The organism is Kocuria sp. (assembly GCF_030538595.1).
Classification (GTDB): Bacteria; Actinomycetota; Actinomycetes; order Actinomycetales; family Micrococcaceae; genus Kocuria.
Map to the genome: position 1 here is coordinate 233,912 of NZ_JAUNTS010000003.1, position 23,389 is coordinate 257,300.

Annotated in this window: 28 protein-coding genes, 1 tRNA gene and 1 pseudogene; 6 read left to right on the forward strand and 24 right to left on the reverse strand. The window is 64.7% G+C overall.

All coding sequences use genetic code 11. The annotated features are described in order from the left end of the window. Positions 1 to 11 precede the first annotated feature (11 nt). From Q4G32_RS04500 to Q4G32_RS04585, 19 genes are all read right to left on the reverse strand, one after another. On the reverse strand, positions 12 to 1,304 hold the full coding sequence (locus Q4G32_RS04500; RefSeq protein ID WP_303349503.1) for a hypothetical protein: 1,293 nt from the start codon (positions 1,302 to 1,304) through the stop codon (positions 12 to 14). Further along, positions 1,301 to 3,940, reverse strand: a complete 2,640-nt coding sequence (locus Q4G32_RS04505) for a phage tail protein (RefSeq protein ID WP_303349505.1) — start codon at positions 3,938 to 3,940, stop codon at positions 1,301 to 1,303. The genes Q4G32_RS04500 and Q4G32_RS04505 overlap by 4 nt, the downstream gene beginning before the upstream one ends. A gap of 144 nt (positions 3,941 to 4,084) precedes the next feature. Then, positions 4,085 to 4,396, reverse strand: coding sequence for a hypothetical protein (locus tag Q4G32_RS04510; RefSeq protein ID WP_303349507.1), 312 nt, complete (start codon positions 4,394 to 4,396; stop codon positions 4,085 to 4,087). A gap of 1 nt (position 4,397) precedes the next feature. Beyond that, the gene (locus Q4G32_RS04515) at positions 4,398 to 4,772 is read right to left on the reverse strand and encodes a hypothetical protein (protein WP_303349508.1); all 375 of its coding nucleotides are present in this window, start codon (positions 4,770 to 4,772) and stop codon (positions 4,398 to 4,400) included. Between the two features lie 5 nt (positions 4,773 to 4,777). Further along, the gene (locus Q4G32_RS04520) at positions 4,778 to 5,206 is read right to left on the reverse strand and encodes a hypothetical protein (protein ID WP_303349511.1); all 429 of its coding nucleotides are present in this window, start codon (positions 5,204 to 5,206) and stop codon (positions 4,778 to 4,780) included. 10 nt (positions 5,207 to 5,216) lie between these two features. Next, entirely contained in the window at positions 5,217 to 5,582 is a 366-nt protein-coding gene (locus tag Q4G32_RS04525; RefSeq protein WP_303349513.1) for a hypothetical protein, read from the reverse strand. Continuing rightward, the gene (locus tag Q4G32_RS04530; RefSeq protein ID WP_303349515.1) at positions 5,582 to 5,836 is read right to left on the reverse strand and encodes a hypothetical protein; all 255 of its coding nucleotides are present in this window, start codon (positions 5,834 to 5,836) and stop codon (positions 5,582 to 5,584) included. Before Q4G32_RS04530 ends, Q4G32_RS04525 begins: the two co-directional genes overlap by 1 nt. Before the next feature lie 89 nt (positions 5,837 to 5,925). Then, positions 5,926 to 7,605: an HK97 family phage prohead protease gene (locus Q4G32_RS04535; protein ID WP_303349517.1), complete on the reverse strand. Its 1,680-nt coding sequence runs from the start codon at positions 7,603 to 7,605 to the stop codon at positions 5,926 to 5,928. Next, complete coding sequence (locus Q4G32_RS04540) at positions 7,602 to 8,840, reverse strand: phage portal protein (protein WP_303349519.1); 1,239 nt, start codon at positions 8,838 to 8,840, stop codon at positions 7,602 to 7,604. The genes Q4G32_RS04535 and Q4G32_RS04540 overlap by 4 nt, the downstream gene beginning before the upstream one ends. An 84-nt stretch (positions 8,841 to 8,924) precedes the next feature. Further along, a complete protein-coding gene (locus Q4G32_RS04545; protein ID WP_303349520.1) occupies positions 8,925 to 10,364 on the reverse strand; it encodes a terminase large subunit domain-containing protein in 1,440 nt (479 codons plus the stop codon). A 4-nt stretch (positions 10,365 to 10,368) separates the two neighbouring features. Then, positions 10,369 to 10,776: a hypothetical protein gene (locus tag Q4G32_RS04550; RefSeq protein WP_303349522.1), complete on the reverse strand. Its 408-nt coding sequence runs from the start codon at positions 10,774 to 10,776 to the stop codon at positions 10,369 to 10,371. Between the two features lie 31 nt (positions 10,777 to 10,807). Continuing rightward, on the reverse strand, positions 10,808 to 11,242 hold the full coding sequence (locus tag Q4G32_RS13915) for an HNH endonuclease (RefSeq protein ID WP_368660360.1): 435 nt from the start codon (positions 11,240 to 11,242) through the stop codon (positions 10,808 to 10,810). Beyond that, entirely contained in the window at positions 11,133 to 11,360 is a 228-nt protein-coding gene (locus tag Q4G32_RS04555; RefSeq protein ID WP_303349524.1) for a helix-turn-helix transcriptional regulator, read from the reverse strand. Before Q4G32_RS04555 ends, Q4G32_RS13915 begins: the two co-directional genes overlap by 110 nt. Next, positions 11,360 to 11,824 carry a hypothetical protein gene (locus tag Q4G32_RS04560; protein WP_303349526.1) on the reverse strand — a complete coding sequence of 155 codons (465 nt, stop codon included), beginning with the start codon at positions 11,822 to 11,824 and terminating at the stop codon, positions 11,360 to 11,362. The genes Q4G32_RS04555 and Q4G32_RS04560 overlap by 1 nt, the downstream gene beginning before the upstream one ends. A 185-nt stretch (positions 11,825 to 12,009) precedes the next feature. Then, complete coding sequence (locus Q4G32_RS04565) at positions 12,010 to 12,177, reverse strand: hypothetical protein (protein ID WP_303349527.1); 168 nt, start codon at positions 12,175 to 12,177, stop codon at positions 12,010 to 12,012. Beyond that, on the reverse strand, positions 12,174 to 12,473 hold the full coding sequence (locus tag Q4G32_RS04570; protein WP_303349529.1) for a hypothetical protein: 300 nt from the start codon (positions 12,471 to 12,473) through the stop codon (positions 12,174 to 12,176). The genes Q4G32_RS04565 and Q4G32_RS04570 overlap by 4 nt, the downstream gene beginning before the upstream one ends. Positions 12,474 to 13,291: 818 nt before the next feature. After that, on the reverse strand, positions 13,292 to 13,462 hold the full coding sequence (locus Q4G32_RS04575; protein WP_303349532.1) for a hypothetical protein: 171 nt from the start codon (positions 13,460 to 13,462) through the stop codon (positions 13,292 to 13,294). An 83-nt stretch (positions 13,463 to 13,545) separates the two neighbouring features. Next, positions 13,546 to 13,692: a hypothetical protein gene (locus Q4G32_RS04580; protein WP_303349534.1), complete on the reverse strand. Its 147-nt coding sequence runs from the start codon at positions 13,690 to 13,692 to the stop codon at positions 13,546 to 13,548. Further along, positions 13,689 to 13,916, reverse strand: coding sequence for a helix-turn-helix domain-containing protein (locus tag Q4G32_RS04585; RefSeq protein WP_303349536.1), 228 nt, complete (start codon positions 13,914 to 13,916; stop codon positions 13,689 to 13,691). Before Q4G32_RS04585 ends, Q4G32_RS04580 begins: the two co-directional genes overlap by 4 nt. A gap of 103 nt (positions 13,917 to 14,019) precedes the next feature. On the opposite strand from Q4G32_RS04585, the pseudogene Q4G32_RS04590 reads away from it, so the two are divergent. After that, positions 14,020 to 14,226: pseudogene (locus tag Q4G32_RS04590) on the forward strand (helix-turn-helix domain-containing protein); the annotation flags it as partial. 58 nt (positions 14,227 to 14,284) lie between these two features. Here Q4G32_RS04590 and Q4G32_RS04595 read toward each other — a convergent pair. The 4 genes from Q4G32_RS04595 to tmk form a co-directional block, all read right to left on the reverse strand. Next, positions 14,285 to 14,357: transfer RNA gene (locus Q4G32_RS04595), tRNA-Thr, on the reverse strand. A 110-nt stretch (positions 14,358 to 14,467) separates the two neighbouring features. Beyond that, on the reverse strand, positions 14,468 to 15,898 hold the full coding sequence (locus Q4G32_RS04600) for an alpha/beta hydrolase (protein ID WP_303349538.1): 1,431 nt from the start codon (positions 15,896 to 15,898) through the stop codon (positions 14,468 to 14,470). Positions 15,899 to 16,008: 110 nt separating this feature from the next. Next, entirely contained in the window at positions 16,009 to 17,148 is a 1,140-nt protein-coding gene (locus Q4G32_RS04605) for a DNA polymerase III subunit delta' (protein WP_303349539.1), read from the reverse strand. Continuing rightward, positions 17,145 to 17,825, reverse strand: a complete 681-nt coding sequence (gene tmk / locus Q4G32_RS04610) for a dTMP kinase (protein WP_303349541.1) — start codon at positions 17,823 to 17,825, stop codon at positions 17,145 to 17,147. Before tmk ends, Q4G32_RS04605 begins: the two co-directional genes overlap by 4 nt. A 90-nt stretch (positions 17,826 to 17,915) precedes the next feature. Between tmk and Q4G32_RS04615 the strand changes: the two genes are divergently transcribed. The 3 genes from Q4G32_RS04615 (at position 17,916) to Q4G32_RS04625 (ending at position 20,283) form a co-directional block, all read left to right on the forward strand. Beyond that, entirely contained in the window at positions 17,916 to 19,067 is a 1,152-nt protein-coding gene (locus Q4G32_RS04615; RefSeq protein WP_303349542.1) for a trans-sulfuration enzyme family protein, read from the forward strand. After that, a complete protein-coding gene (locus Q4G32_RS04620) occupies positions 19,064 to 19,426 on the forward strand; it encodes a DUF2516 family protein (protein ID WP_303349543.1) in 363 nt (120 codons plus the stop codon). Before Q4G32_RS04615 ends, Q4G32_RS04620 begins: the two co-directional genes overlap by 4 nt. Positions 19,427 to 19,527: 101 nt before the next feature. Then, positions 19,528 to 20,283: a phosphoglyceromutase gene (locus tag Q4G32_RS04625; RefSeq protein WP_303349544.1), complete on the forward strand. Its 756-nt coding sequence runs from the start codon at positions 19,528 to 19,530 to the stop codon at positions 20,281 to 20,283. A gap of 142 nt (positions 20,284 to 20,425) precedes the next feature. Here Q4G32_RS04625 and phoU read toward each other — a convergent pair whose 3' ends face one another. Further along, a complete protein-coding gene (phoU, locus tag Q4G32_RS04630) occupies positions 20,426 to 21,118 on the reverse strand; it encodes a phosphate signaling complex protein PhoU (RefSeq protein ID WP_303349545.1) in 693 nt (230 codons plus the stop codon). A gap of 280 nt (positions 21,119 to 21,398) precedes the next feature. Between phoU and Q4G32_RS04635 the strand changes: the two genes are divergently transcribed. Continuing rightward, positions 21,399 to 22,658 (forward strand): sensor histidine kinase, encoded by a 1,260-nt coding sequence (locus Q4G32_RS04635; protein WP_303349546.1) that lies wholly within the window; start codon positions 21,399 to 21,401, stop codon positions 22,656 to 22,658. Continuing rightward, positions 22,655 to 23,335: a response regulator transcription factor gene (locus tag Q4G32_RS04640; RefSeq protein ID WP_303349547.1), complete on the forward strand. Its 681-nt coding sequence runs from the start codon at positions 22,655 to 22,657 to the stop codon at positions 23,333 to 23,335. Before Q4G32_RS04635 ends, Q4G32_RS04640 begins: the two co-directional genes overlap by 4 nt. Positions 23,336 to 23,389 lie beyond the last annotated feature (54 nt).

A 23,389-nucleotide genomic window follows, 5' to 3' on the forward strand; every position in this document is an offset into this window, starting at 1 on the left:
TGTGGGGGCTCCTATGCGGGTAGTTGGTAGTCGTTCCAGGCGCCGGGGGTGGAGTTCCACGGGGTGCGTACCTGGTCCCAGGTGTAGGCCGGGATCGTGGGCCGCTCGGAGTAGAGCACGCCCATCACGGATGACACGGAGTGCAAGGCCAGTTCGATTTCCCAGGTGTCTTTATCCATGCGCTCAGTGATGCCCTGGGCCGTGTAGGCACCTTGGATCGCGGCGGGCCAGTCCGCGCCGATCAGCACGGGCTCCCCCACCTCCAGTTTCAGCAGCCACATGGCTATACGCCGGTCATAGGGGACGGTGGAGGTCAGCAGCCGGATCAGGTCAAACCGCACCGATTGCAGGCGGGTGACGGGCACGTTGTACCGCTGGTTGAGCGCGTTCATGTAGTACCGGTAGTGCTCATAGGGTGATTCGGTTTGCGCGACGATGTTGGACCAGTCCACAAGCTCCGGTTCAGCTAGTGATGCGGGGTTGGCTAGGGGGAATGGCCAATCCTGGGTGTAGGGGGCACCGGAGGACACCACACGGGTGATGGACAACCTGCGGTTGGCGGCCTCAATGGGCTGGGACCAGCGCGCCGGGGCGATACCCTCGGCGCGCAGCACCGGCAGGGTCGTGGCCACGGTGCTAAACAGCTCGAACCGGCGGCGGCCGATCGGCAGTATCCAGAGGTCGCCTTGCCGCATTTCGCGGATTTGGGTTCCGGTGCCGGCCCCGTAGGTGTCGATGACCTCAGAGGCTTTGGTCCACTCGGTGGTGGCTGCGATGGTGTCCGGGCCACCGATACCCACGGTGCCGATTTTCGATCCCAGATCGGTGTGCTTCAACGCACGTTTCAGCAAGTCGTTGACAGTTTCGCCTTTGGTGGGCTGCACCTTGCGGGAGGCGCCCATGACCAGGGATGACCAGTGAGCCGCCTTAAACGTCGTCGTGAAGCCCTTAGATGCGAGCCCGCCTCGGTCTTCTACCTCGGTGGCACCTACCCGGCCAATGAACCGGTCACGGATTTGCGTGCCGCTGGTGGCCTTGGTGGGGTCCAGTGCGGCGATTCGGTTGGCGAACGTTGTTTGCAACCGAAAATAAGCTTGGGTGTTGTTGCCGGTGTAGAGCGCGCCGGGGGCCACAACCTCCAGGGTGGAGGGATGCAGGCCACCGTCTGGGGAGTCCGATCCCCGGTGCAGCGTGATAGACGTGACGGCGCTGTCCGAGAGCGTGCCGAGCTGCTCGGTGTTCACGGCGACCATGCCCACACCGGTGTGTAGGCGCCGGTAGAGCCGTCCAGGGCGGCGCGTCATGGTGTGGTCACCTGCCAGCCCATCAGGTTGGCTTCCTCACGCAGCACACGCCGGATTTCGCGTGCGACGCCTACGGTGTCGGTGACCAGCCCGTTAAAGTTCACCATGACTTCCATGCGACGCCCGCCGCTGCCGGTGGCGGTGCTGCCGGGGCCTGTGCGGGGGAGGCGGGGGCTGAGTTCCACGGGTTGGCGGTTGAAGTCCGCGACGGGGGTGCGGGCGGCCGAGACCATGCGGCGGGCGGCGGAGGTCACAGCGCTGCGAGAGGCCAGAATGCCGCTGGCCAGGCCCGCGCCGATCTGCTTGCCCACCTCATCACGGAAAACACGTGACGGCGAGTGGATACCCAGCAACGACTTGGCCCCTTGTACGGCGTCGCCCACAACCCCTTTGGCCTTGTCAACCAGGGCACCGGCCATGGAGGCCACACCGTCGATCATGCCTTGGATCATCTGCACGCCCATGGTGCGCAGTTGGCCGGGGAGGCCCGCCAGTACGCCCATGACGCGGCCGGGGAGGCCCTGCATCCAAGACACCACGGACGCCACACCGGAGGTCACGGCCTGCACGATGTTGTTCCAGGCGTTCTGTATCCCGGAGGTGACGGCGTTCCACGCGGAGGTGACCAGGCCCAGGATCAGGGTGCCCGCTGCGGCCAGGATGCCGAACACCAACGCCAACGCGCCTTGGATGATGCCGGTGATGATCTGCCACGCGCCGGAGACGATCATGCCCAGCCCGTCCCACACCATTTGCCAGTTGCCTGTGAGTAGGCCAGAGAACACGGTGACGACGCCTTGGATCATGGTCAGCGCGCCGGTGATGATCTGCACGATGAAGCCAAACACCGTGATCACGGTATCCATCAGGGTGGAAATCGTGGGGATCAGCACATCCAGCAGCGTGGAAATCAGCGGGATGAACGCTTGGGCCAGGGCCACGATGGTGGCGGCCAGCTGCACGGCGACGGGGATCAGCTGCGGCAGTAGCTCGGTGGCCAGGCGGGTGAAAATCGGTGCCAGTCCGGTCACCAGTTGCTCGACCAGGGGTGTGAGGGCTGTGACCACCTCGGTCCAGGCCGGTGCCAGGGTTTGGACCAGCTGCACCAGCACGGGCAGCGCTGCGGTGACCAGGGACATGATGACCGGCAGCAGGCCCTCCAGCAGCGTGCCCGCTACTCCCAGCAGGGCCTCCCCGACCGGGGCCAGGGCGGTGAGGATGGAGAGGAATGCGGCCGAGAGCTGCGGCAGTAGGCCGGTGATGAACGTTGTCAGTGGGGGCAGGATCACGGCCAGGGCTTGCGAGAGGCCCGCGCCCAGGGCTGTGACTAGCGGGTCCAGGGCTGTGGCCACGGCGCCGATGATGGGGACCAGGGCGCCCAGGATTTGCCCGACCAGCGGCAGCACGGTCGCGGCCACCGTCCCGAACAACGCGAACACGCTGTTCGCGGCTTCTCCCAGGCCGGAGAGGTGGGGGACTAGGCCCTGCACGCCGGTCAGGATGCCAGCGAAGGCTTGTTGGAGGCCGGGGCCGACTTGGGAGAGTGCTGCGCCCAGGGTGGACAGCAGCACGGAGGCGGCCATGCCCGCCATGGTCAGGGCCGCGTTGAGCGCCGGTGCCAGAGCCACGAAAGCATCCCCCAGCGCTGACACGCCGGGGCCGAGAGCGGAGATCGCGGCGTAGGCACCGGCAAACACCGTGGTGAGCGCGCCTTGGAACACCGGCCCGGCCGTGGCTTGCCGGACGCGGGCCAGCCCATCGGCCAGTGCGCCCAGGGAAGCGCCACCGGCGGCGGATGCTGCGCGCGCCAGGTTCGCCAGGATGCCACCGGTAGCGCCCAGAACACGGCCAAGGTCGCGGGTCGCCGTGATGGCGTCGTTGATCCAGCGGTGGAGAGAGCCGTCACCGGCAACGCGCATGGTCCAGGCGTTGAAGTCTCGGCCAAGGTTGGTGAACCAGGTGCCCAGCGCCGGGAGGTATGAGGCCCCGGCTGTGAACAGGGTCATGAGCGCGGCGGTGAACCAGCCCGCGCCTTGTGCGGCGTTGAGTGAGCCTTGTGCGGTGTAGTCCAGGATCGCGCCGAGCTGTGCCAGTGATGTGGCGCTGCCGAGTACGGAGGCGATAGACCCGGCCATGACGCCCATGGCGGATGCGACCTTGGGCAGGCCGGCCGAGAGTACCGGGAGTACCCCGGTGGCCAGGTCTCGGATCGGCTGCGCGGCCTGTTTCCAGAACGCGGGGGAGAATCCTTCCCGTAGGGCTGCGAATTGCGGGGCCAGGTCTCCCAGGTATTGGCCCGCGTCTTTCAGGGAGAGCGCCATCACGCCCAGGGCTATGCCCATGCCCAGCAGCGCGCCGGGGGCGGCTAGGGCTAGGGGCATGATGGAGGCCAGAGACGCGCCAATTGCGAGCAGCTGACCGGAGGCGGCTAGGGCTGCGGCGGTCAGGGTGGCGATGGTGACCGCGATAGCGGCGATTTTCGGGGCGTTGGTGAGCAGCCCCACGGTGGCCGCGCGGCCCGCTTTCGCGGCGCGTTGCAGCCCGACCGCTGCGGCGGCGGTTTGGGTGAGCGCCCGGACACCGCCGCGTGAGTTGCCGGTGATCCTCACGGAGAGGATTGCTGTTTTCCCAGCCATGAGGGTCACCGGCCTTTCACGTGTCGTTGTTTTCTTGCATGATTTCCAGTGCGGTGGCGATGACGCCGGGGGTGGAGTGTTCTTCTGTGACCCAGGTGGATGGCGGGATGCCGGACTCCAGGGCCAGGACCACTAGGGCGTGACTCAGTGATCCTGCCGGGTAGGGTCCGCCTCAGTCGCGGTGGGCTCCGGGTCCGGGTCGGATTCCGTCACGGCCTGCGCCTGCGCAATGAAATCGTCGAAGGTTTCGGAGTAGTCGCCGGTGCGGGTCAGTGAGTGCCAGGTGCAGAAAAACAAGAACCGCAGCGGGTTGTCCTCCAGCGTGCCCCAGCCCAGGACGCGGGCCTTCTGCTCGAACATGAGTTGGTCGATGGGCAGCAGTTTCACGTTGTGGTGTTCGATTTCTGCGCCGTCTTTGTGCAGCAGGACGTTGGTGGTGGGGATGGTGATTGCCATGTCATTTGCCTTTCACGGACAGCACCGCCGCGTTGAGTTCGCGGGTGTAGGCGCTGATCCAGATGGGTTCGGAGGTTTGCGCGGCTCGGGTTAGCCACGGGTTGGCGTGGATGCCGGGGCGGGGGTCGCCCCAGTGCACGCGGCCGGGGTAGGGCAGGCCACGTGAGCCGACCTTGATCGTCCCGGCGCGGGCGGTGGCGGACACGCGTGTGGTGGCCGCAGCCGCGCCGGTGAGTTTGGGGGCGGTGGCCATGGCGTAGGGCATCACGTACTGGGCTGCGTGCCGGTGGGCTTCCCTGATGTCGTCCAGGTCGGCGCCAGCGCGGCGGGCCGTGGTGATAAAACGGTTCAGGCCCTCGATCTGCACCCCCGCCATGGCGGTTACCCCCCAGAGGGTGCGGTGTAGGTGTCGCTGATCGTGGGGTTACCCACCAGCGGAAACTCGAACTCGGTGCTGGCTTTGGTTTTCACGTCGCCGCCGATTTTCACGGGGCGGACGGTCAGCGTGCCTTTGGCCTGCACCTTCCCGGCCTGGGACGGCACGAACGTGAACGGCAGTTGCTTGCCTTTGTTGGTGTTGCACCACACGCTCAGGTCGCCGGTGGCGAAGGACTGCACGAACTCGCCGCTCAGGGTCCACTTCTCGGTTTCGTCTTGTTCCTCGGTGCCGTCCAGGTAGGGCAGCGCGTCGCCCTCATCAATTTCCGGGGTGAGTTCCACTTTGGTGGTGCGTCCCGCGAATTGCTGGAGGGTGCCGGTGGCGCCGATTTCCAGGATGCCGGGGCCGAGTTTGTTGGTTGTGCCTGCCATGATCGTTCTCCTAGTCGTGATGGTGGTGGGTGGTGGATGTCAGGGACAGTGCTGGCCATGCCCGGCCTTGTGGGGGCTGGAAATTGGCGGGCTCGGCCCGGTCTACGTCCAGGGGGAGGCGTAGGGCCTCCCCGATGTCGTCCAGCTGCGCCCAGGCGTCCAGCAGGGACGCCTCCCCGGCGATGACGATGACGGTCCACGTCGCCGTGGTGTCGTTGTAGGTCTCATGCGCGATGGTGGGCGGTTGGATGAGCACCACGGGGGAGCCCTGCCCCACGGCGGCGTTGGCCTGATCGGCGTCCACGGTCACCAGCACGGCATCCGAGAGATGCGCCTGTGCTATGGCCACCAGGTCACGGGCAGATTGCAGCGTCATCACGCGAAACCTCCTGGTAGGTAGGGGGCCAGCATCGGGCGCACGGCCCGCAGCGGGTCGTTGGCCACGTGCACCAGCTCCGGGCCGGACTCGGACCCTGCCCCAAAGTCCACGACACCGGCGCGGGCCTGCTTGCGCCAAAACAGGTCAGCGGCGGTCTCCACGACGGCGCGGGTGACGATGGGGTCAGGGACCGGGCGGCCCTGGATGTGGCGGGCCACCAGGTCCATGGCTTCCGCCGTGCAGTCAGCCACGAAACCGTTGGTCTCGGACGTGTTGACGTAGGCGGCGACCTTAGCCGTGTAGTGGTCGGCGTTGTGGGGCAGGGTGGTGGCCATGGGGATCAGGCGGATGCCGGGGCGCCGAACTTGATTGGCAGCAGCGCGTCCGGGTGCGGCGTCAGCATGGCGGCGTACCCGTAGGCGGCGATGTCGTGGGACAGGTTCAGGGGCTGGTTGGCCTGGAGGCGGAACGGGGCGCCGGGGGATTCCCGGAACTCGAAGGCCATGGGGTCCAGGAACAACGCCCGCCCGGTGGTGCCGGAGAGCAGCCGGACCGGGACGTTGAGCAGGTTGCCCTCGATCTGGGGCAGGTTCAGGGTGCCGACGACGTTGGCGGTGCCGGTGCCCTGGTGTACGGAGAGCAGCGGGCGCCCATCGGTCCCGGCCTCGGAGGCCAGCGCCTTGAACACGTCGCCGGACAGGGCCAGCTCGGTGTAGCTGTACACGCTGCCCTCGTAGTGCTCGGCGGCGTCCACAATCGCGGTGATCCAGTCGAACGCGCCGGGGTCAGCGGGCATGGTCAGCACCTTGTCCCCACCGGCTGCAAGAATCCGGTCGAGCTCGGCCACCACGTGGGCGGCCATAGCCTGATCCGTTTCCTCGGCGTAGGCGTACACCATGTCAGCGAAAATCGCTGCAATCTCATCGGTAGGCATACGGTCAATGACCTGTTGGGACAGGGTTTCGGCGCCGCCGAAGGTCCGCACGGGCGCGGTCTTGGTGGTCACGGACCGGCCGGAGCCCTTGACCAGCGGGTCAAGTTCCTTCTTCTGCTCGGCCACACGCGCGTGGGACTCTCGGCGGATGTAGGACACGCTCATGCCGTCATCGGGCAGCGGCTTGGTGGTGAACCGGTTGATCCACTTGCGGCGGGCGGCGACCTTCTTGGTCAGATCACCAATGAAGCCCGGTGCTTGTGAGAGGTGGTCTAGCGGGATGTCACCGGTCACCACGTTACGGTACAGGGCGGTGGCCACGGCCTTACGTTCGGCGTCGGTGCGGTCGGAGACCAGGGCCTTCAGGAAGTCACCGGCGGAACGGAACTCGGTGGCGGCGGAGAGGTCCGGGCCGGTGGGGGTGCCGGTGGAGGCCGCGCCGAGCTGCGCGCGGCGGATGTCGTCGGACAGGTCAGCGCGCAGCGACTCGGCGAAGGTGTCCAGGTCGGTGGAGCGGATCAGATCGGCGGGCAGCTCAACCTTGGGGGTGTCAGGCATGGGGTTCTCCTTGTGTGCGTGTTCGGCTGCGCGAACGGATGTGATGGTGGCTGTTTCGTAGGCGGGGAAGGGCACCAGGCTGTATTCCCGGACCCTGACCTTGGTGTGAACGATCAGGGGGGTGTTGTGGTCGTCGTCGTGTTCTTCTCGCCATTCCAGGGGCTCGAAGCCGATGGACAGGGAACGGATCACGCCGTCACGGGCCAGGGTCAGGGCCTCGTCCGCTGTGGGAACCTCGGAGAGTTTCAGCGTGACTTCCCGGCCGGTGTCGGTCTCGGTGGCGGCGGTCAGTAGCCCGATGGGGTCACGGTGGCGGTAGTAGGCCAGCGCGTCGGCGTCGTCGTCACAGGCACCGGGCTCGAACCGTTCCCGGAACCATGGGGTCACTAGTTCCTCGCCGTAGGGCACGCCGATGCCGGTCACGGTGCGGGTGTCGGTGTCGGCGGTAGCGGCGCGCACGCGCACGGCGGTGAGATCGCGGCGGGCTAGGTCTTGGCCTCGGGTCAGGTCGTTGAGTGTCAGGGTCACAGTGCTGTGTCCTTACGGGTGCGTGATGACTGGTTGGCGGTGGTGATCCGGTCGCGCTGCGCCTCGGTGAGCGGTGGCAGGTCTTCATGGGCGCGGGCTTCATCGGGGTCAAGCCACCCGGCGCGGATGCCGATTTCGTGGGCCTGGTAGCGGGTCAGCGTGTCCGAGCGCAGCAGGGCGTCCAGGTTGAACCGCACGGTCTGACCAGCAGGGGCGAGCTTGGTCAGGGTTTCCTCGATCTTGCGCAGATAGGCAATGAGGGTGAACCTCACGAACGCCAACCATTCCTGTTCCACGTTGGAGTAGGTGAGACTGTTGCCGTCCAGGCTGACTAGCATCAACGATGACGGGACGCCGAACAGGCGGGCCACGTCGGTCACCGTGAATTTGCGGACTTCCAGCCATTGCGCATCTTTGGGGTTGAGGAACAGGGGCGTGTAGGACAGGCCCTTTCCCAGCACGCGGATACCGGCCGGGTTGGAGTTGTCCCGGTCGCGGAACTGCCCGGTGTCGCGGTCGTAGTGGTTCCAGTCGTCACGCCATTGCTGCGCGTCAGCGGCGGTGAGGGGCTGGTCAGATTTCAGGATCGCGTTGGGGTGTCCGGCGCCGTTGAACCAGTTACCGGCGTATTCCCGCAGGTCAGTGGCGAATCCGAGTTCTGTGCGGGCGGCTTGGATGGGTCCGAAGCCGCGTAGCGTGTTGACGCCGCGCATCAGGGTTTGGTGGTCGAAGTCCTCGGCGGAGAACTTTCGGCCGTCGTGGTGGTAGGTGATGACGCGGGTGCGGTCATCACGGGAGACCTGCACCATGGTCGGGTCCACTATGCGGAGGTCCACGATTTCGTTGCCAACGCGGTGGCGGTAGATGAACAGCTCCCCGGTGGTCATCAGGGACATGACCGCTTGCCCGATGAAGTCGGATCGGTCCATCTCCAGGGAGGGGCGGCGGATCAGCCGGGGCACGGCCTCACCGGTGAGCTGCACGCCTTGGCGCTGCACTACCAGTGGGAGCTGGAGCGCTGCGGTTTGCATGACCTGCACGGCGCGAAAAACGGGGATCAGGCCCAGGGGGTTGCGGTCCCCGGCTGCGCGGGCGGGTGCGGGGGACCGGGTGAGATACACCGGGGTTGCGCGTGAGGCCCCATCGGGGGAGGGCTGCGCGGGCAGCTCAGCACGGGTAGCGGCTACGGGCTGCGCCTCGTAGCTCCCATCGGGCTGTTTCCGGTAGATCGTCACAGCACAGATGTGACACCGTGCCCGGCTGGTTTGTCACAGGTGACGGGGCGCGGCGGGGCCGCCAGGGGACGCGTGGGGCGGGGGTCATGCGAACAGTTGGAGGCCGTAGGACTCGGGGGCGTGGTCGTGGGCGTAGGCTCCGACCGCTGCGGCTATGAGGTTCGGGATCGGCCGGGATGAGTGGTCACGGGAGAGGCGGGCCACGCCGTTGGTGGTGCGGACCTGCGCGGCGGCGATTTCGTCGCGGAAGGCGTCCACGGCTTCCCCGGTTTCGGTGGTCACGGGGACGTGGCGGATGGTCTGGTCATCACGTGCGGCCGAGATGAGGCCCTCGGATGCCTGCCCGAACTCTGCCATGGTCAGCCGCCGCACGGTGTGGCCACGGTCCTCCAGGTCGGTGGCGTGGCGGGCCACGGGTCCAGCGCCGTCACAGACCAGCTCGACCCCCCAGGCGGTGGCGAGTTCGGAGGCGAAGGGCACCAGCCAGGCTGTGCCGGGGGCTGAGTGCACGGTGCGGATGACCTGGTGACCGGTGTCGTTGCGCCACGCGGCGACGACGGCGGCTGCGGCGTTGTCTGGGGCGGCCTCGAAGGCGAGTGTGACCTCGGAGGTGTCAGCCGGTGGTTCCTCCCACGGGGATGCCAGCGCGTCCCAGTCGTCCAGGTCGATCAGCGTGGTCTCAGCGAGCACCAGCCGGTTGGCGTAGGCGCGGATGAACTCGGCTTTGGGGAGGCGGGTTTCACGCTGGATGTCTTCCTCGGCGATGGTGTTGCCCAGGGCGGGGTGATAGCGCCACCAGGTGGCGGGGTCGTACACGTCAGCCCCATCAGGTGCCGAGTACTCGATGACGCACATGGTGGGGTCATCGGCCGCTGCGGCCAGCTTGTCGTTCATGAACGTGCTGTCTGCGGTGCCTTTGGTGCTGATCCACCACAGCTGTGAGCGTGAGCCCAGTGTGATCTGACCGGGGGACGCGGCCCCCTCCAACGCGGTCCCAAGGTCGGTGTCGTACTTCCAAAACTCGTCAAACGTGACCAGCCAGGGGGTTTCGCCGTGTAGCGCGGACTTGGTGGGTGCGAAGTGCAGCAGGGAGGCGCCGTTACCGGGGACCAGCAGCCCGGAGCCTCCAGCGGCGCGCACGGGCTTGAACAGGTACCGGGCGGGGGAAGCGACCACCAGGTCAATGAGGGCGCCCATGCGTTTGCGGGCGTCCTTCCCGGTCTGCGCGGTGAAGAACGCGGATGACCGGGGGCGGGTCATCACGCGGTGGCACTGGACAGGCCCTACCAGCGTGGTCTTGCCGGACTGCCGGGGCACGGTGATGATGACCTCACGGTAGCGGTAGCGGCGCTGCCCGGAGGCGTCTAGCCGGTACTCGGTGGCGACGTCCACGGCCTTGCGCTGCCAGGGCATCAGCTCCACGCCCATCAGCCCGGCCACACGCGCGATTTCCCCGCCCTCGGTCAGCCAAGACGGATCGCGGGCGGGGTGGTGGGTGGCTGGTGGCAGGTGGGTGAAGGCCATGCGGTCAGCTGATTTCGCCCTGCACGGCCGCTAGCGCACGGTCCAAATCGTCGGTGGCTACCTGGTCCACCTGCGGCAGGTTCTCCAGGATCGCGTTCAGTGCGGTAATGAGCTGCGCTTTCCCGTAAGCCTTGCCGCTGGTGAGGTTTTCCAGGTCGATTTCCTGCGCTGTGACAATGGCCAGGGCCACCACGCCGTTGTGGTGCGGGTGCAGCACGTCGGCCTCCTGGAGCGCTGCGACTTGCTGGCGTACACCGGCCTCGACGGGGCCGGGCTGACCGGATCGTGTGGGCCGTGGCGGGGATACCGGGAAATAAGCTTGGCCGTGACGGTCCTCGGAAATCATGGCGTCTGATCCGGTACGATTCGGCGCGTTTTCCTGGGGTGCTGTGGGGGGTTTTTCCTGGCTCATTTTCGTTGTTTTTCTGTGTTTAGATTTTTTGTTAGTGGTCTGGTGAGTGAATGGACACGGGGCGCGGGGTGGCGGTGGCCCCCGCACCACGGAAAAACGATGCACCGTGCACAACTTTGCTTGTCACATCACGATTACCACGCGAGTAGTTACAGGTGGCGTGCGCTGGCCCGAGATTCCACGTGTCATGTGTTCCTCCTTTGCTTTGTGCTTGCTTGTGCTCAACAGTTGCATCACTCAACTCTGTGATCTTTAACCCACAGATACAACACACATAATCATCACGCACAAGCAGCGCTAACAAGATGGAACGACGACGACGATAAGGCAACTGAGACCAACGCACGCGAACAATCTCAGTCTTTCGTGCTGGTCTTCTTACCAGCGTCAAGCCACGCCTGAACGTCACGGGGCTGGTAGCGGACCAGGCGGGAGCGACCCAGCGTGATGAACGCCGGGCCGTCACCGGACTGCCGCCACCGCTTTACGATGTCGGGGTGGACACCACACAGGGCTGCCACATCGGGGGTGGTCATCAGCCGGGCACGGGATGGGACAACGGGGGTGGGCTGCGGGGTGGTCATCAGGCACCAACCCGGTGAGCGTCGGCCAGTACGGACTGCCAGACGTGTCTCGCCATGCGGATGGACTGGGGCGGCTTATGGTCGGCGGGCAGCAGGTCGGCCGCCATGGCCCACGCCACCGCGTCACCGACAGCACAGGCCAGCGCGTTGCGCTTGTGCCCAGCCAGCGTGTCATCCAAGCCAAGGTCAGTGGTCTCCATCAGGTGGCTAGTGATCGCCTCGATAGCGGACAGCAGGCCCGTGCAGGCTGACACGCGCCCGGAGTCGAACAGTAGCCGGTAGTATTGCCGATCCTGCGGGGTGGGGGTGTGCAGCTCCGGGATGTCGTAGGCGTCCGCTATGGCCTCCAGCGCGCGATGGCCCATGTCTTTATCAGCGAAGGCTTGCAGGACGTACAGGCCACGGGTCACGGACTGCACGACAGGCGGCACGGTGGGGTGGTTCATGGTGATGGTGACGTGCACGGGTTATCTCCTGGTGAGTTGGGGTAGTTCGTTGTGGTCGGTCCAGGCCGTCACAGCCTTGTGGACCTCGCTGACGTGCAAGGTCTTGACGAAGCAGCGGGTGCCGTCGCGGAAGAAATGCACGGTGACGCATGAGGGGCGGGCGGATGCGACCAACCGCCAGGTGCGGGACAGCTCAGGGTGTGTCATGGCGTGGGGGCCTGGTCGATGTGGCGGCCGGTGACGATGTAGTCCGCTAGGCGGATCACCAACGCCTCGGTAGCGTCCAGGTCCGGGCGCTGCGCGGGCGGCAGCAGGGACGTGACACAGGTAGTCGCCATGGCCACCGCGTCAGAGCGCTCTTGCGGGCTCACAGGTCGCCCTCCTTGGTGGTCATCAGGCCCATGTTGTACATGCCGGGGGGTGTCTCCACGCCCGCGAGCTTGCACAGGTGGTCAGTGACGTGGCTGTTGAGGTCGGCCAGCACACTGAGCAGGTCCTCACGGGTCAGGGTCGCGTTAGGGTCTGGTTGTTCCTTCTCAATGAAGGCGGTGGCGGATTGGATCGTTTCCACGACACCGGCTAGGGCCATGGCAGCCCCGAACTTCTCCGGTCCGAGCCGGTCACGGCTAATCGTGACCGGGGTTACGCCGTCAGGGATGTTAGTCACAGCAATACTCCTTGGTTGGGGTCGGGTTCGTTGCAGGTGAAGGATTGTTGGCCGCGTGTGGTCCTGCGGCGCACGTGGTCATGGCCAGGACGGGCACAGGGGATGAAATAGGGGTCAGCGCCAGCGGACGCGCAGACCAGGCACAGGCGTTCGGTGCGGTGGCGGCGGTTAACCGCGCAGTGCCAACACAGATCAGCACGGGCAAACTCGGTGGCGGCGGGGGTTGCGTGTCGGTCGTACGACCGGGCGGCCTCCCGCTTCACCTGTTCCCGCTGAGCTTCTTTCGTTGACCATCGTTGGCGGGCGCGGTCTTGGGCTGTCATGGCCTGTGTTCTCCTTTCATCAGTGCCGGGGTTGGCGTGCGAGTCGGGTTGGCGTGCACCGGGCTACGGTGTGGGATCACGTGGGATTGGAGCCCCTGCGGGGCCTGTCCGGGAGCGGCCCCAACCTCCAGAAATTTCCCGGGATTTGTCGCCAGAATCCCCGCCTGGGCATGACTTAGGCCCGACCGGGTTACCGGGCCGGGTTAAATCACGCTCACCACTCCCATGGCCGTGGGTGCGGTGATCCGCTTATCCCCCCCTGCGGGGCCGTTCTGTTTGGTACAGGGCCGGTCTGGTCGATGTTTTGCGTCCCCCGCCCGCGCTGCGCTTCCAGGGACGTGCCCACATGAGTCCCCCGGAGCTACCGGGGCCGTGAGCCGTGCTGTGTGTGGTGGCTTCTGAGCCCTCCCTTACGTGCTGTGTGTGGTGGCATAAACCGCTAGTGCCCTTGCAGCCCCTCCCGGCGTGATTTGGACGGGAGAGGCAGCAAAGGCACTAGGTGATGTTGAGGAAATTGCCGAGCTGGAAGAAACGGCGGGTGTCTGTGGCGGTGGCGCGGCCCGCATGTAGTTGGCTCAGCAAGCCGTCGTATTGGTGGCGGGCGTGCGCGCGGTCTACATAGGCCATGGCCTCAGACCAGGTGATGAAGGTCTGGACTGGGGGCATGAAAGCGGGACGGTAGTCGCGGCGGTCCAGGACCAGCCACGTGCCGGGATTAACACCAGCAACGACAGCGAACGGGGCGCGGGTCACCGGGTCACAGCCTCAATGAACGCGGCACGGGCAGCGCGCAACGCCCGGTAGACAAACGGCGCGGCCGCCAGTGCGCCGGGGATGGTCCCCACAAACACCACAAACGCCACGACGTAGACCAGGACCAGGGCGATGGGGCTCACAGGTCATCACCGGCCTTGTGGTCCGCATACGCCTGCCGAGTCTCAAACGCCTCAATGTCAGCCGGGCGCACGTAGTAGCGTCCCTGATAAGAGTCGGGGATGAACGTGGCGGGGATAGCGCCTGAGTGAATCAGGTTGCGCAAGTGCTGCGGGGAGCAGTTAAGCCGCCGGGCTGCGGCGCCGGTGGTCAAGAGCCCGGTAGAAGATTCAACCGATGTTTGCATGAGCCCATTTAATACCCCATCGGGTGATTGTGCAACCAGTGGGCCTATATATGCGTTTCACTGGGAGCTTCCCGCAACGTTTGCATGTGCCTACACTGGGGGCATGACAACTCAACCAGACATTGGCACAGTGCCCGCCTGGAGCCTCCAGGACCGGCTGCGCAAAGCTCGGGAGCATGCCGGACTACAGCAAGGGGAGCTATCGGATGCCCTGGGCATCTCTCGGAATACGATCAGCCGCTATGAGCTAGGGGCGCGGACCACACCAAGGCCGGTGGTCATGGCGTGGGCCATGGCCACCGGTGTGCCTTTTAGCTGGCTGGAGACGGGTCTGACCCCTTCGCCGCGTGGTGAAGGGGTCAGGTCGGAGCCTCCTGCCGGAATCGAACCGGCGACCTATTCTTTACGAGGGAATCGCTCTACCGACTGAGCTAAGGAGGCGTTGCAGCGCAAACCGCGTTGCAGCACAGCCCGTGCTGAAACACGGAACAGTGCGCGGATCACTTTAGCACCGCCCCGCGTCCAGACCCCAAATCACGACGACGCCGCACTCAGCCGCAGACCTCATCCTCCGCGGGGAGATCACCGTTCACCAGGTAGTTGTCCACTGCGTTCACCACGCACTGGTTTCCGCTGGTGTAGGCACCGTGGCCCCAACCGTCGTAGGTCAAGAGCCGCGCGTTGCCCAGCTGCTCGGTCAACGCCTGGGCCCACGGATACGGGGTTGCGGGATCGTGTTGGGTGCCAACCACCAGGATGGGATTTTCGCCGTCGTAAGTCACGGGTGCGGGGGAGTCCACTGGTTCCACGGGCCAGGATTGACACGCGGCATCTGTGTAACCCAGGTACGGCCCAAATGTGGGGGATGCTTCCTGGAGTTCTTGCTGCGCTGCGCTCATTTGTTCATCGGTCACAGTGCGGGAGTCAAAGTCCAGGCAGTTGACCGCTGAGAATGCCGCGGTGGAATTTCCGCGGTACGTGCCATCCGGTGTCCTCCCATGGTTGGAGTCAGAGATTTCCAGCAGCGCGGAGTAGTCGCCGCCCTGGGCATCACGCAGAGCCATGTTCAAGGTGCCGTACGTGGCTGTGTTGTACAGGGGAACCAGGACTCCCTCCGCGGCGGAGACCGGAGCCACGGTGCGACCGTCATCCGTGGTCACCGTTTCATCCTGCGTACGTGCCAGGATGTTCTGCACTTCCGTGAGGCCATCCTCCACTGAGCCGTCCGTGAAACACATGTTGTTGCTTTCGGTGCAGTCACGGATGAACTCCCGCAAAGATTCATCAAATGACCGCGCCTGTCCCAAGGTGATCTCTCGGTTGTTCAGGGACGGGTCAACGGCACCGTCCAACACAAAGCGCCCCACTCGCTCCGGAAACAGCTGCGCATAGGTGGAACCCAACTGGGTGCCGTAGGAGAAACCCAGGTAGGTGGTTTGGGTGTCTCCCAGGGCGGCGCGCATGATGTCCATGTCACGGGCCACTGATTCGGTGTTCATGTGCGCCAGGACAGGGCCGGAGTTGTCTTGGCAGGCTTGTCCCACGGCTTGATATTCGTCCCGGATGACGTCCGGGGAATCCGTCTGCGGATTGAACGTTGTGTTCTCCCGCCAGTCATCCAGTTCTTGATCCGTCAGGCAGGTGATCCCGTCTGAACGGAACACTCCGCGCGGGTCAAAGGAGACCAAGTTGTAGTTCTTCTGAAGATCTTTGCTGAATACCGCCGGGGCGTACTGCATCAAATCCACGCCGGAACCGCCCGGTCCACCGGGATTCATGATCAGTGAGCCACGGGGAGACGACGAGCTGGATGCCAAACGAGCCAACACCACCGTTGTGGTTTCCCGGTCAGGTTGCGCGTAATCCACGGGCACGGTGAGGTCTGCGCATTCAAGGTCCGTTCCTCCGGCCACATCTTCACAGTCACCCCAGCTCAAGTCCTGTTCGTAAAACGCGGACAGGGCACTGTCCGTACCGTCCACGGGGTCAGAGTCTGAACCGGTTTGTGAACCATTCTGCTGACTACAGCCCACCAACACGGCCGCCGCGCACACGCCAACCACGGCCCTCCAGGTTTTCTTGTTCCACGCACTCACAGCAGGGACACCGCCATTGCCTCAAAGGCCAAACCTGCGGCCGCATTGGTCCGAATCCGCGCACGCGTGCGGCTGATCACGTCAATTCTCTTCAAGGATTCCTCCGGTGTGCTGTTCACGGCGTAATCGCGCAGGGGATCGGCAAGATGGTGATTGATCAACTCCGAACCGGTGCCCAGCTGCACGGTGAGGACATCCCGGTAAAACGTGGTGAGGTCGATCAGGAACCGATCCAGCGTGTCCGTCCGAATCCGCTTGGACCGCCGCTTTTGATCATCCTCCAGGCGTTTCAGGGCGCTGCGCACGGTGGGGGGCATTCGCCCGGACTCGGGGGCCCCCAGAGCCACCATCAGATGCGCCTTTTCATCCTCATGGCGCGCCTCGGCATCAGCGGTGGCTTCTTCTTCGGCCAGTTTGGTGAGGCGGTCCGCCTCCTGAACAGCATCCGCCACGCCCCCCAACCGCAGCGGCAACTCAACCACTTGACGACGCCGCTGGCGGGCGTCGTCGTAATGAGCCAGTCTGCGGGCCACACCAACGTGGGACTGCGCCAGCCGTGCGCATTCAGTGGCCAGTGGCGCGGGAACGCCGTCCCGGGTCTCCAGGAGGTGGGCCACGGCATCCACCGGGGGGATGCGCAACGTCACGGGCCGGCAGCGGGAACGAATGGTGACCAGCACGTCCATGGGGCTGGGTGCGCACAGCAGCCAAATGGTGTTGGGCGGAGGTTCCTCAATGGCTTTGAGCATCACGTTGGAGGTGCGCTCCACCATCCGGTCGGCATCCTCCACCACCAGAACCCGCCACCGGCCCACGGAGGGTTTGTCTTGCGCGCGGACCACCAATTCACGGGCGTCGTCAATGCGGATCTCATTGTGTTCCGTGCGGAAGTGCGTGAGATCCGCGTGGGAGCCAGAGGCCACGGTGCGGCAAGCTGTGCAGTGGCCGCATCCACGTTGGGCTGGGTCAACCTGTTCGCAGAGCAGCGCTGCCGCCAGGGCCAGAGCGGCACTGGAACGCCCCGACCCCGGAGGCCCCGTGAACAACCATGCGTGGGTGGGGTTTGGGTCCTGAGCAGCTCGCTGAAGTTGCTGGACCACGGAGTCCTGCCCCACAAGCTCATCCCAGACGCTCATCCCAGTCCCCGATCCACCAGAAGTTCCGTGACCCGTTGCGCAATGGCTTGTGCCAGGACTGGAATGGGCTGATCCGCAGCCAGCACCAGGTACCGCTGCGGGGCGTCCTGCGCCAAGGTCACAAAAGCCTGCCGCACGGAATCGTGGAAGTCCTGAGATTCCTGCTCCATGCGATCCTCAGCTCGGGTGGAACGCCGGTCCCGCCCCGTGGTTGCGCTGACATCCAGCAGCACCGTGAGATCCGCCATCAACCCGTTCACGGCCCAGGTGTTGAGATCACGAATGGTCTCCGTGCCCAGTCTGCGCCCCGCGCCCTGATAGGCCACGGAGGAGTCCAGGTACCGGTCTGTGATCACCACCGCGCCACGTTGCAACGCCGGGCGGATGACTGTTTCCACGTGCGCACTGCGAGAAGCGGCAAACAGCAAGGCCTCCGTGCGCGCATCCACGGGTGCAAACTGCGGGTCCAACACAAGATTGCGCAGTTGTTCGCCAAGGTCACTGCCGCCGGGCTCCCGGGTGGTCAGTACCTCCAGCTGCCACGAACGCAAGGTGCGTGCCAGTCGCTTGATCTGAGTGGACTTCCCGGCACCATCGCCACCTTCCAGGGCAATGAACAGTCCCGCAGCGGGTGCGGAGCCACTTGCGGGGGAGTCGATCAGATCGGTTGAAGTCACGGCCTAACTGTATCCATCACCACAGACATCACAGCCCGGTGGCACCTCGGCCAGGGCTCTATCCCGAAAACACGGTTCTATCCTGGGAGCATGGCAGTTTCCCAGACCTTGCGCCCAGAGACCGTCGTCGTTGCCGGGGGCCGCCCAGCCCCAGCACCGGACGCCCCGGTCAGCCCCTCCCTGGTGCTCACCTCCACTTACCGTGGCATCACGGACATGGTCGAATCTGACCGTGGTTACGCAAGAATGTCCAACCCCACCTGGGACGACTTTGAGGGTGTCCTGGGCAGGCTGGAGGGGTCTGAGCTGCCCGCGTTGGCTGTGGCATCTGGGCTGGCGGCTGTGGCCACGGTGTTTTCCCTGGTTCCTGCGGGCGGCCACGTGGTCATGCCAACGCACGCCTATCAGGGCTCTCAGGTGTTGGTGGACGATGCCGTTGCGGCCGGGCACCTGACCGTGACCCGCGTGGACATCACGGACACCCAGGCTGTGATCCAGGCAGCACGGGGCGCTGACCTGCTGTGGATCGAATCTCCCACCAACCCCATGTTGGAGGTTGCCGACCTCCCCGCAATTCTGGCCGCTACTCGCCAGGAGGGCGTTCTGACGGCGGTGGACAACACCTTTGCCACGCCGCTGCTGCAACAGCCGTTGACGTTGGGCGCAGACATGGTGGTGCATTCAGTCACCAAGTATTTGGCGGGCCATTCCGACGTCGTTCTGGGGGCCGTTGTGACCTCCAATCCCCAGCTGCACGCCACACTGCACCATCACCGTTCCATTCACGGCGCGATTGCCGGCCCGTTTGAAACTTGGCTGGCTCTACGCGGCATGCGCACCCTGGCGCTGCGCGTGGAGCGCGCGGGGGACAACGCTGGAATCCTGGCCCAGCGGTTGGCGGAGCACCCGGCGGTAACCCGCGTGCGGTACCCGGGCTTGCCGCATGATCCGGGGCATCAGCGGGCAAAGGAGCAGATGAACGGGCGGTTTGGCGCTGTGGTCAGTATTGAGCTGGGTACAGATGCGGCGGGCGCAGAAGCCGTGGTTCAGGCCCTGAACCTGTGGACGCCGGCCACTTCCCTGGGTGGTGTGGAGTCCTTGATCGAACGACGACGCCGCCACCACGACGAACCAGAATCCGTCCCCGAATCGCTGCTGCGTTTGTCCGTGGGAATCGAAAACGTGGAGGACCTGTGGGCTGATCTGAACCAGGCCCTGATGACCGTTAAGCTCAACGCATGACTGTTTCACCCTTCCAGTTCCTGATTGCCCAGTTTGTCTCTTGGACCAATGTGGCGGTTCTGGTGTTCGTGGCAGCCATCTGCGCCATGGCGTTCCTGCACTGTGTGACCCGTACCAAGGCTGTGCAGTTTGAGCGTGCTTTCAAGCGAACCCGTACGTTTTGGATGGCAGTCACGGGTGCCTCCTTTGCGTTCACGGCGTTCTCCGCTGCTCCGGCACTTGCCGCTGCTGTGACGGGGCAGATTGTGCCCAGCGGTAGCTATTTCTTGGCGCTCATCACGGCCACCGTCTGCGGTGTGTATCTGGCGGACGTGAAGCCTGCGGTGGACGTGGAATCCCAAGGCCCCTCCGCCTGGTGAGCAAGCGCTGATTCGTCCCAAGATCGGCCACGGGCGTAATTCGCGGACACAGGACGGCAACATGAGGCGGGTCACCAGGGGGCCAGTGGAATACTGGGCCCATGGCTACTGACGCAAAGTACAAACTGATCCTCCTACGCCACGGGCAGTCGGACTGGAACGAGAAAAACCTGTTCACCGGTTGGGTGGATGTGCCCCTCACGGAGAAGGGCAAGGAGGAGGCTTCCCGCGGCGGTGAGCTGCTCAAGGAGCGTGACATCCTCCCGGACATCGTGCACACCTCCCTGCTGCGCCGTGCCATCATGACCGCCAACCTGTCCCTGGACGCTGCAGACCGGCACTGGATTCCGGTCAAGCGCTCCTGGCGCCTGAACGAGCGCCACTACGGCGATCTGCAGGGCAAGGACAAAACTCAGGTCCGCGACCAGTATGGTGAAGAGCAGTTCATGACCTGGCGCCGTTCCTATGATGTTCCGCCGCCCCCGCTGGATGACAACGACGAATACTCTCAGGCCCACGACCCCCGATACGCAGACGTTCAGAACGCACCGCGCACCGAATGCCTCAAAGATGTTCTGGAGCGTTTTCTGCCTTACTGGGAAGAGCAGATCATCCCGGATCTGAAGGCTGACAAGGTGGTTCTGGTGGCCGCCCACGGCAACTCACTGCGCGCGTTGGTCAAGCACCTTGACGGAATCTCTGATGATGACATTGCCGGATTGAACATCCCCACCGGCATCCCGCTGTATTACGAACTGGACCAGAACTTCAAGCCGATTACACCCGGTGGCGAGTACCTGGACCCGGAGGCAGCGGCCGCCAACATTCAGGCAGTCGCCAACCAGGGCAAGAAGTAAGTCCTGAGAGACCAGAAACGACGCCGACCCTCCAACGGATGTGAGGGTCGGCGTCGTTGTCTGTGTGTGGTGCGTTCACAACACGCTTCAGGTCACTTTCCAGCCTGGAAAAGCGGACGAACGTGCTGTGAACGCAGGTGAATCAGTTGGCGCTGATGTGCCCGTGGCCGGTGGGGCGTTCCATGGTGGCCGACGGCGTCCACTCGCCTGTCACCAGGTAGGCCACCTTGCGGGCCACGGAAACCCCGTGGTCACCAATGCGCTCCAAGTAACGGGCGGAGAGAGTCACGTCCACGGCGGTGCTCACCGGTGAGTCCCAGGAATCGCTGCCCAGAGCGTTGAAGACCTCTTGGTGCAGGGAGTTGACCTCGGCCTTCTTGGTGTAAATGTCATCTGCAATGGACATCTCACGGGTTTCCAGAATCTGGATCACACCTTCAATGATCTCCAGGTCCAGATCGAACATCCGCCGGAACGTGTCCTCCAGCTGGGAGGGCAGCACGGGTTCGGGGTAGCGGCGTCGTGCGTCCTGGGCCAGGTGGCGTGCAAGGTCGCCCATGCGTTCCAAGGAAGAACTCATCCGCAGCGCGCCCACGATCATGCGGAGGTCGGATGCCACCGGAGACTGCAACGCAAGGATGTCGATTGACCGCTCATCCAGTTCGTTCTGCATGAAGTCAATCCGGGCATCCCCGGCAATCACATCCTGGGCGGTCTCCAAATCGGCTTCCAGGAAAGCCTGGCGAGCCTCGGAAAGGGCCTTGCGCACCAAGGTGGCGATCTCCACCAATTCTTCGCCAACCTGCTTCAGTTCGGCCTGGAAAACTTCGCGCATTGAGCGCTCCTCTCGAATCTTGTGCCCACTTCCACTGCCGGTCTGGCAGCCCGGCGACCGGGGTTGCGACGGTGTGTGGGCACAGTCATGCCACTTCAGATCCAGCCATCAACCTTACCGTTGGCTCCGGCGCTGCACCGGGCCGTGGGGGAGACAGCAAGGGGCGCTTAGGTGAACGTCTGGCCAACGGCCAGGGAATCATGCGTGACAGTCGCCTGGGAATGGGCTCCGAGGTGCTTACAGGGCCACCAACACCGGGGTGCACGCATACGCTAGGGGGGTGGATTCCTCCGTCGTTGCCGCAGTCGCAGGACTGATCGGCCTGTTGTTGGGCTTGAGCGGCCTGTTGGTGCTCAGGGGTACCCCCCGCCGTCGTGCGGATGCCTTGGAGATCACCGAACCCGGGCTTCCCGACGGCGCCGCTGATGTTCTGTCCGTGATCGGCCAGGCCTACGTGGTGGTGGATGGCGTGGATGGGGTGGTGCGCGCATCCCCAGCTGCCTATGCTTTCGGGCTGGTGCGGGGCTACTCGCTGGTGCAGGACGATCTGGTGCGCATGGTCCGCACGGTGCGGGCCACCGGTGTCACGGAGGAATACCGGTTGGAGATCACCCGCGGAGGTCATCAATCCGGGGCCATTGTGCTGGACATGCGGGTGGCCATCCTGGGGGATGAGTACGTGTTGTTGCTGGCCGAGGACCAGACGGAAATTGTGCGCACCCAATCCGTCCGGAGTGACTTTGTGGCCAATGTGTCCCATGAACTCAAAACTCCCGTGGGTGCCATTCGGCTGCTCTCAGAAGCCATTGATGATGCAGCGGATGACCCGCAAGCCATCCGCCACTTCACCAAGAGTCTGCACAAAGAATCCGAACGCCTCAGTGCCCTGGTCCAAGACATCATGGAACTGTCCCGGTTGCAGGGCACGGATGTGGTGACTGCAGGGCAGCCCGTGGACCTTGATCGTGTGGTAGGTGAAGCTGTGGATCGCAACCGGCTCACCGCCCAGTCACGCGACATCAAAATTGTTGCCGGCGGGCGCGCCAGCGCCCAGGTTTTTGGCGACGTTGACCTGTTGACCACCGCCCTGCGTAATCTGATCGACAACGCCATCCGCTACTCACCCACGGGAACCCGCGTGGGAATCGGTGTTCGGGAGCGTGATGGAATGATGCAGATTTCCGTGACGGATCAAGGGCCCGGGATCTCCGAGGAGGAGCAGGAGCGCATCTTTGAGCGTTTCTACCGCGTGGATGCGGCACGGTCACGGCAGACCGGTGGCACCGGCTTGGGCCTGAGCATTGTGAAGCACGTGATGCAGCAGCACGGTGGGGAAGTCACCGTGTGGTCCCGTGAAGGTCACGGCTCCACCTTCACCTTGTCCCTCCCGGTCCTGGAGGACTTGGAGTTCCCGGAACCAGCCGATCTTGCTTCAGCCGATCCGGCCCCCACACCTTCCGCCCGCGGTTCTGTGACCGCTGATCGCCCAGCCCCTTCCGGGGCCACTCACACCTCTGAATTGAACGGAGAACGCGCATGACCCGGATCCTGATTGTTGAAGACGAGGAGTCGCTGTCCGACCCCCTGTCCTACCTTCTGGGCCGTGAGGGATTCGAGACTCAGGTGGTGGACAACGGCCTGGATGCCGTGACTGAGTTCGAGCGCAACGGCGCGGATTTGATCCTGCTGGACCTCATGCTGCCCGGCCAGTCCGGGACGGAGGTGTGCCGTCAGATCCGCCAGCGCTCCGTGGTCCCCATCATCATGCTGACCGCCAAGGACGCTGAGATCGACAAAGTGGTGGGCCTGGAACTCGGCGCCGATGACTATGTCACCAAGCCTTACTCCTCCCGGGAGCTGGTGGCCCGGATTCGCGCGGTTCTACGACGCCGCACTGAGCCCGAGGACATTGAATCCACCACCGTTGCAGCAGGTCCGGTGCGGATGGACGTGGAACGCCACGTGGTCACCGTGGACGGGGAGAACGTCAGCATGCCGCTCAAGGAGTTTGAGCTGTTGGAAATGCTGCTGCGCAACGCAGGCCGCGTTCTGACTCGCGGGCAGCTGATTGATCGTGTGTGGGGCTCCGATTACGTGGGGGACACCAAAACCTTGGATGTGCACGTCAAGCGCTTGCGCTCCAAGATCGAGCCGGATCCATCAGACCCTCGCCACTTGGTGACGGTGCGCGGCCTGGGCTACAAGTTCGAGCTCTAGCCCCACCCGCTCGCCGCCCCGCGGCTCGCGCCCCACCCGCCGACTTCCCATCTG

Bases quoted from the DNA above. Each gene is read 5' to 3' on its own strand.
- Q4G32_RS04615 (WP_303349542.1), top strand. From the start codon at position 17,916: ATGGCAGTTTCCCAGACCTTGCGCCCAGAGACCGTCGTCGTTGCCGGG.
- Q4G32_RS04575 (WP_303349532.1), bottom strand. From the start codon at position 13,462: ATGCCCCCAGTCCAGACCTTCATCACCTGGTCTGAGGCCATGGCCTAT.
- Q4G32_RS04640 (WP_303349547.1), top strand. From the start codon at position 22,655: ATGACCCGGATCCTGATTGTTGAAGACGAGGAGTCGCTGTCCGACCCC.
- Q4G32_RS04555 (WP_303349524.1), bottom strand. From the start codon at position 11,360: ATGACCACCCCGCAGCCCACCCCCGTTGTCCCATCCCGTGCCCGGCTG.
- Q4G32_RS04605 (WP_303349539.1), bottom strand. From the start codon at position 17,148: ATGAGCGTCTGGGATGAGCTTGTGGGGCAGGACTCCGTGGTCCAGCAA.
- Q4G32_RS04525 (WP_303349513.1), bottom strand. From the start codon at position 5,582: ATGACGCTGCAATCTGCCCGTGACCTGGTGGCCATAGCACAGGCGCAT.
- phoU (WP_303349545.1), bottom strand. From the start codon at position 21,118: ATGCGCGAAGTTTTCCAGGCCGAACTGAAGCAGGTTGGCGAAGAATTG.
- Q4G32_RS04550 (WP_303349522.1), bottom strand. From the start codon at position 10,776: ATGAGCCAGGAAAAACCCCCCACAGCACCCCAGGAAAACGCGCCGAAT.
- Q4G32_RS04625 (WP_303349544.1), top strand. From the start codon at position 19,528: ATGGCTACTGACGCAAAGTACAAACTGATCCTCCTACGCCACGGGCAG.
- Q4G32_RS04515 (WP_303349508.1), bottom strand. From the start codon at position 4,772: ATGGCGGGGGTGCAGATCGAGGGCCTGAACCGTTTTATCACCACGGCC.
- Q4G32_RS04620 (WP_303349543.1), top strand. From the start codon at position 19,064: ATGACTGTTTCACCCTTCCAGTTCCTGATTGCCCAGTTTGTCTCTTGG.
- Q4G32_RS04520 (WP_303349511.1), bottom strand. From the start codon at position 5,206: ATGGCAGGCACAACCAACAAACTCGGCCCCGGCATCCTGGAAATCGGC.
- Q4G32_RS04510 (WP_303349507.1), bottom strand. From the start codon at position 4,396: ATGGCAATCACCATCCCCACCACCAACGTCCTGCTGCACAAAGACGGC.
- Q4G32_RS04585 (WP_303349536.1), bottom strand. From the start codon at position 13,916: ATGCAAACATCGGTTGAATCTTCTACCGGGCTCTTGACCACCGGCGCC.
- Q4G32_RS04500 (WP_303349503.1), bottom strand. From the start codon at position 1,304: ATGACGCGCCGCCCTGGACGGCTCTACCGGCGCCTACACACCGGTGTG.
- Q4G32_RS04505 (WP_303349505.1), bottom strand. From the start codon at position 3,940: ATGGCTGGGAAAACAGCAATCCTCTCCGTGAGGATCACCGGCAACTCA.
- Q4G32_RS04545 (WP_303349520.1), bottom strand. From the start codon at position 10,364: ATGGCCTTCACCCACCTGCCACCAGCCACCCACCACCCCGCCCGCGAT.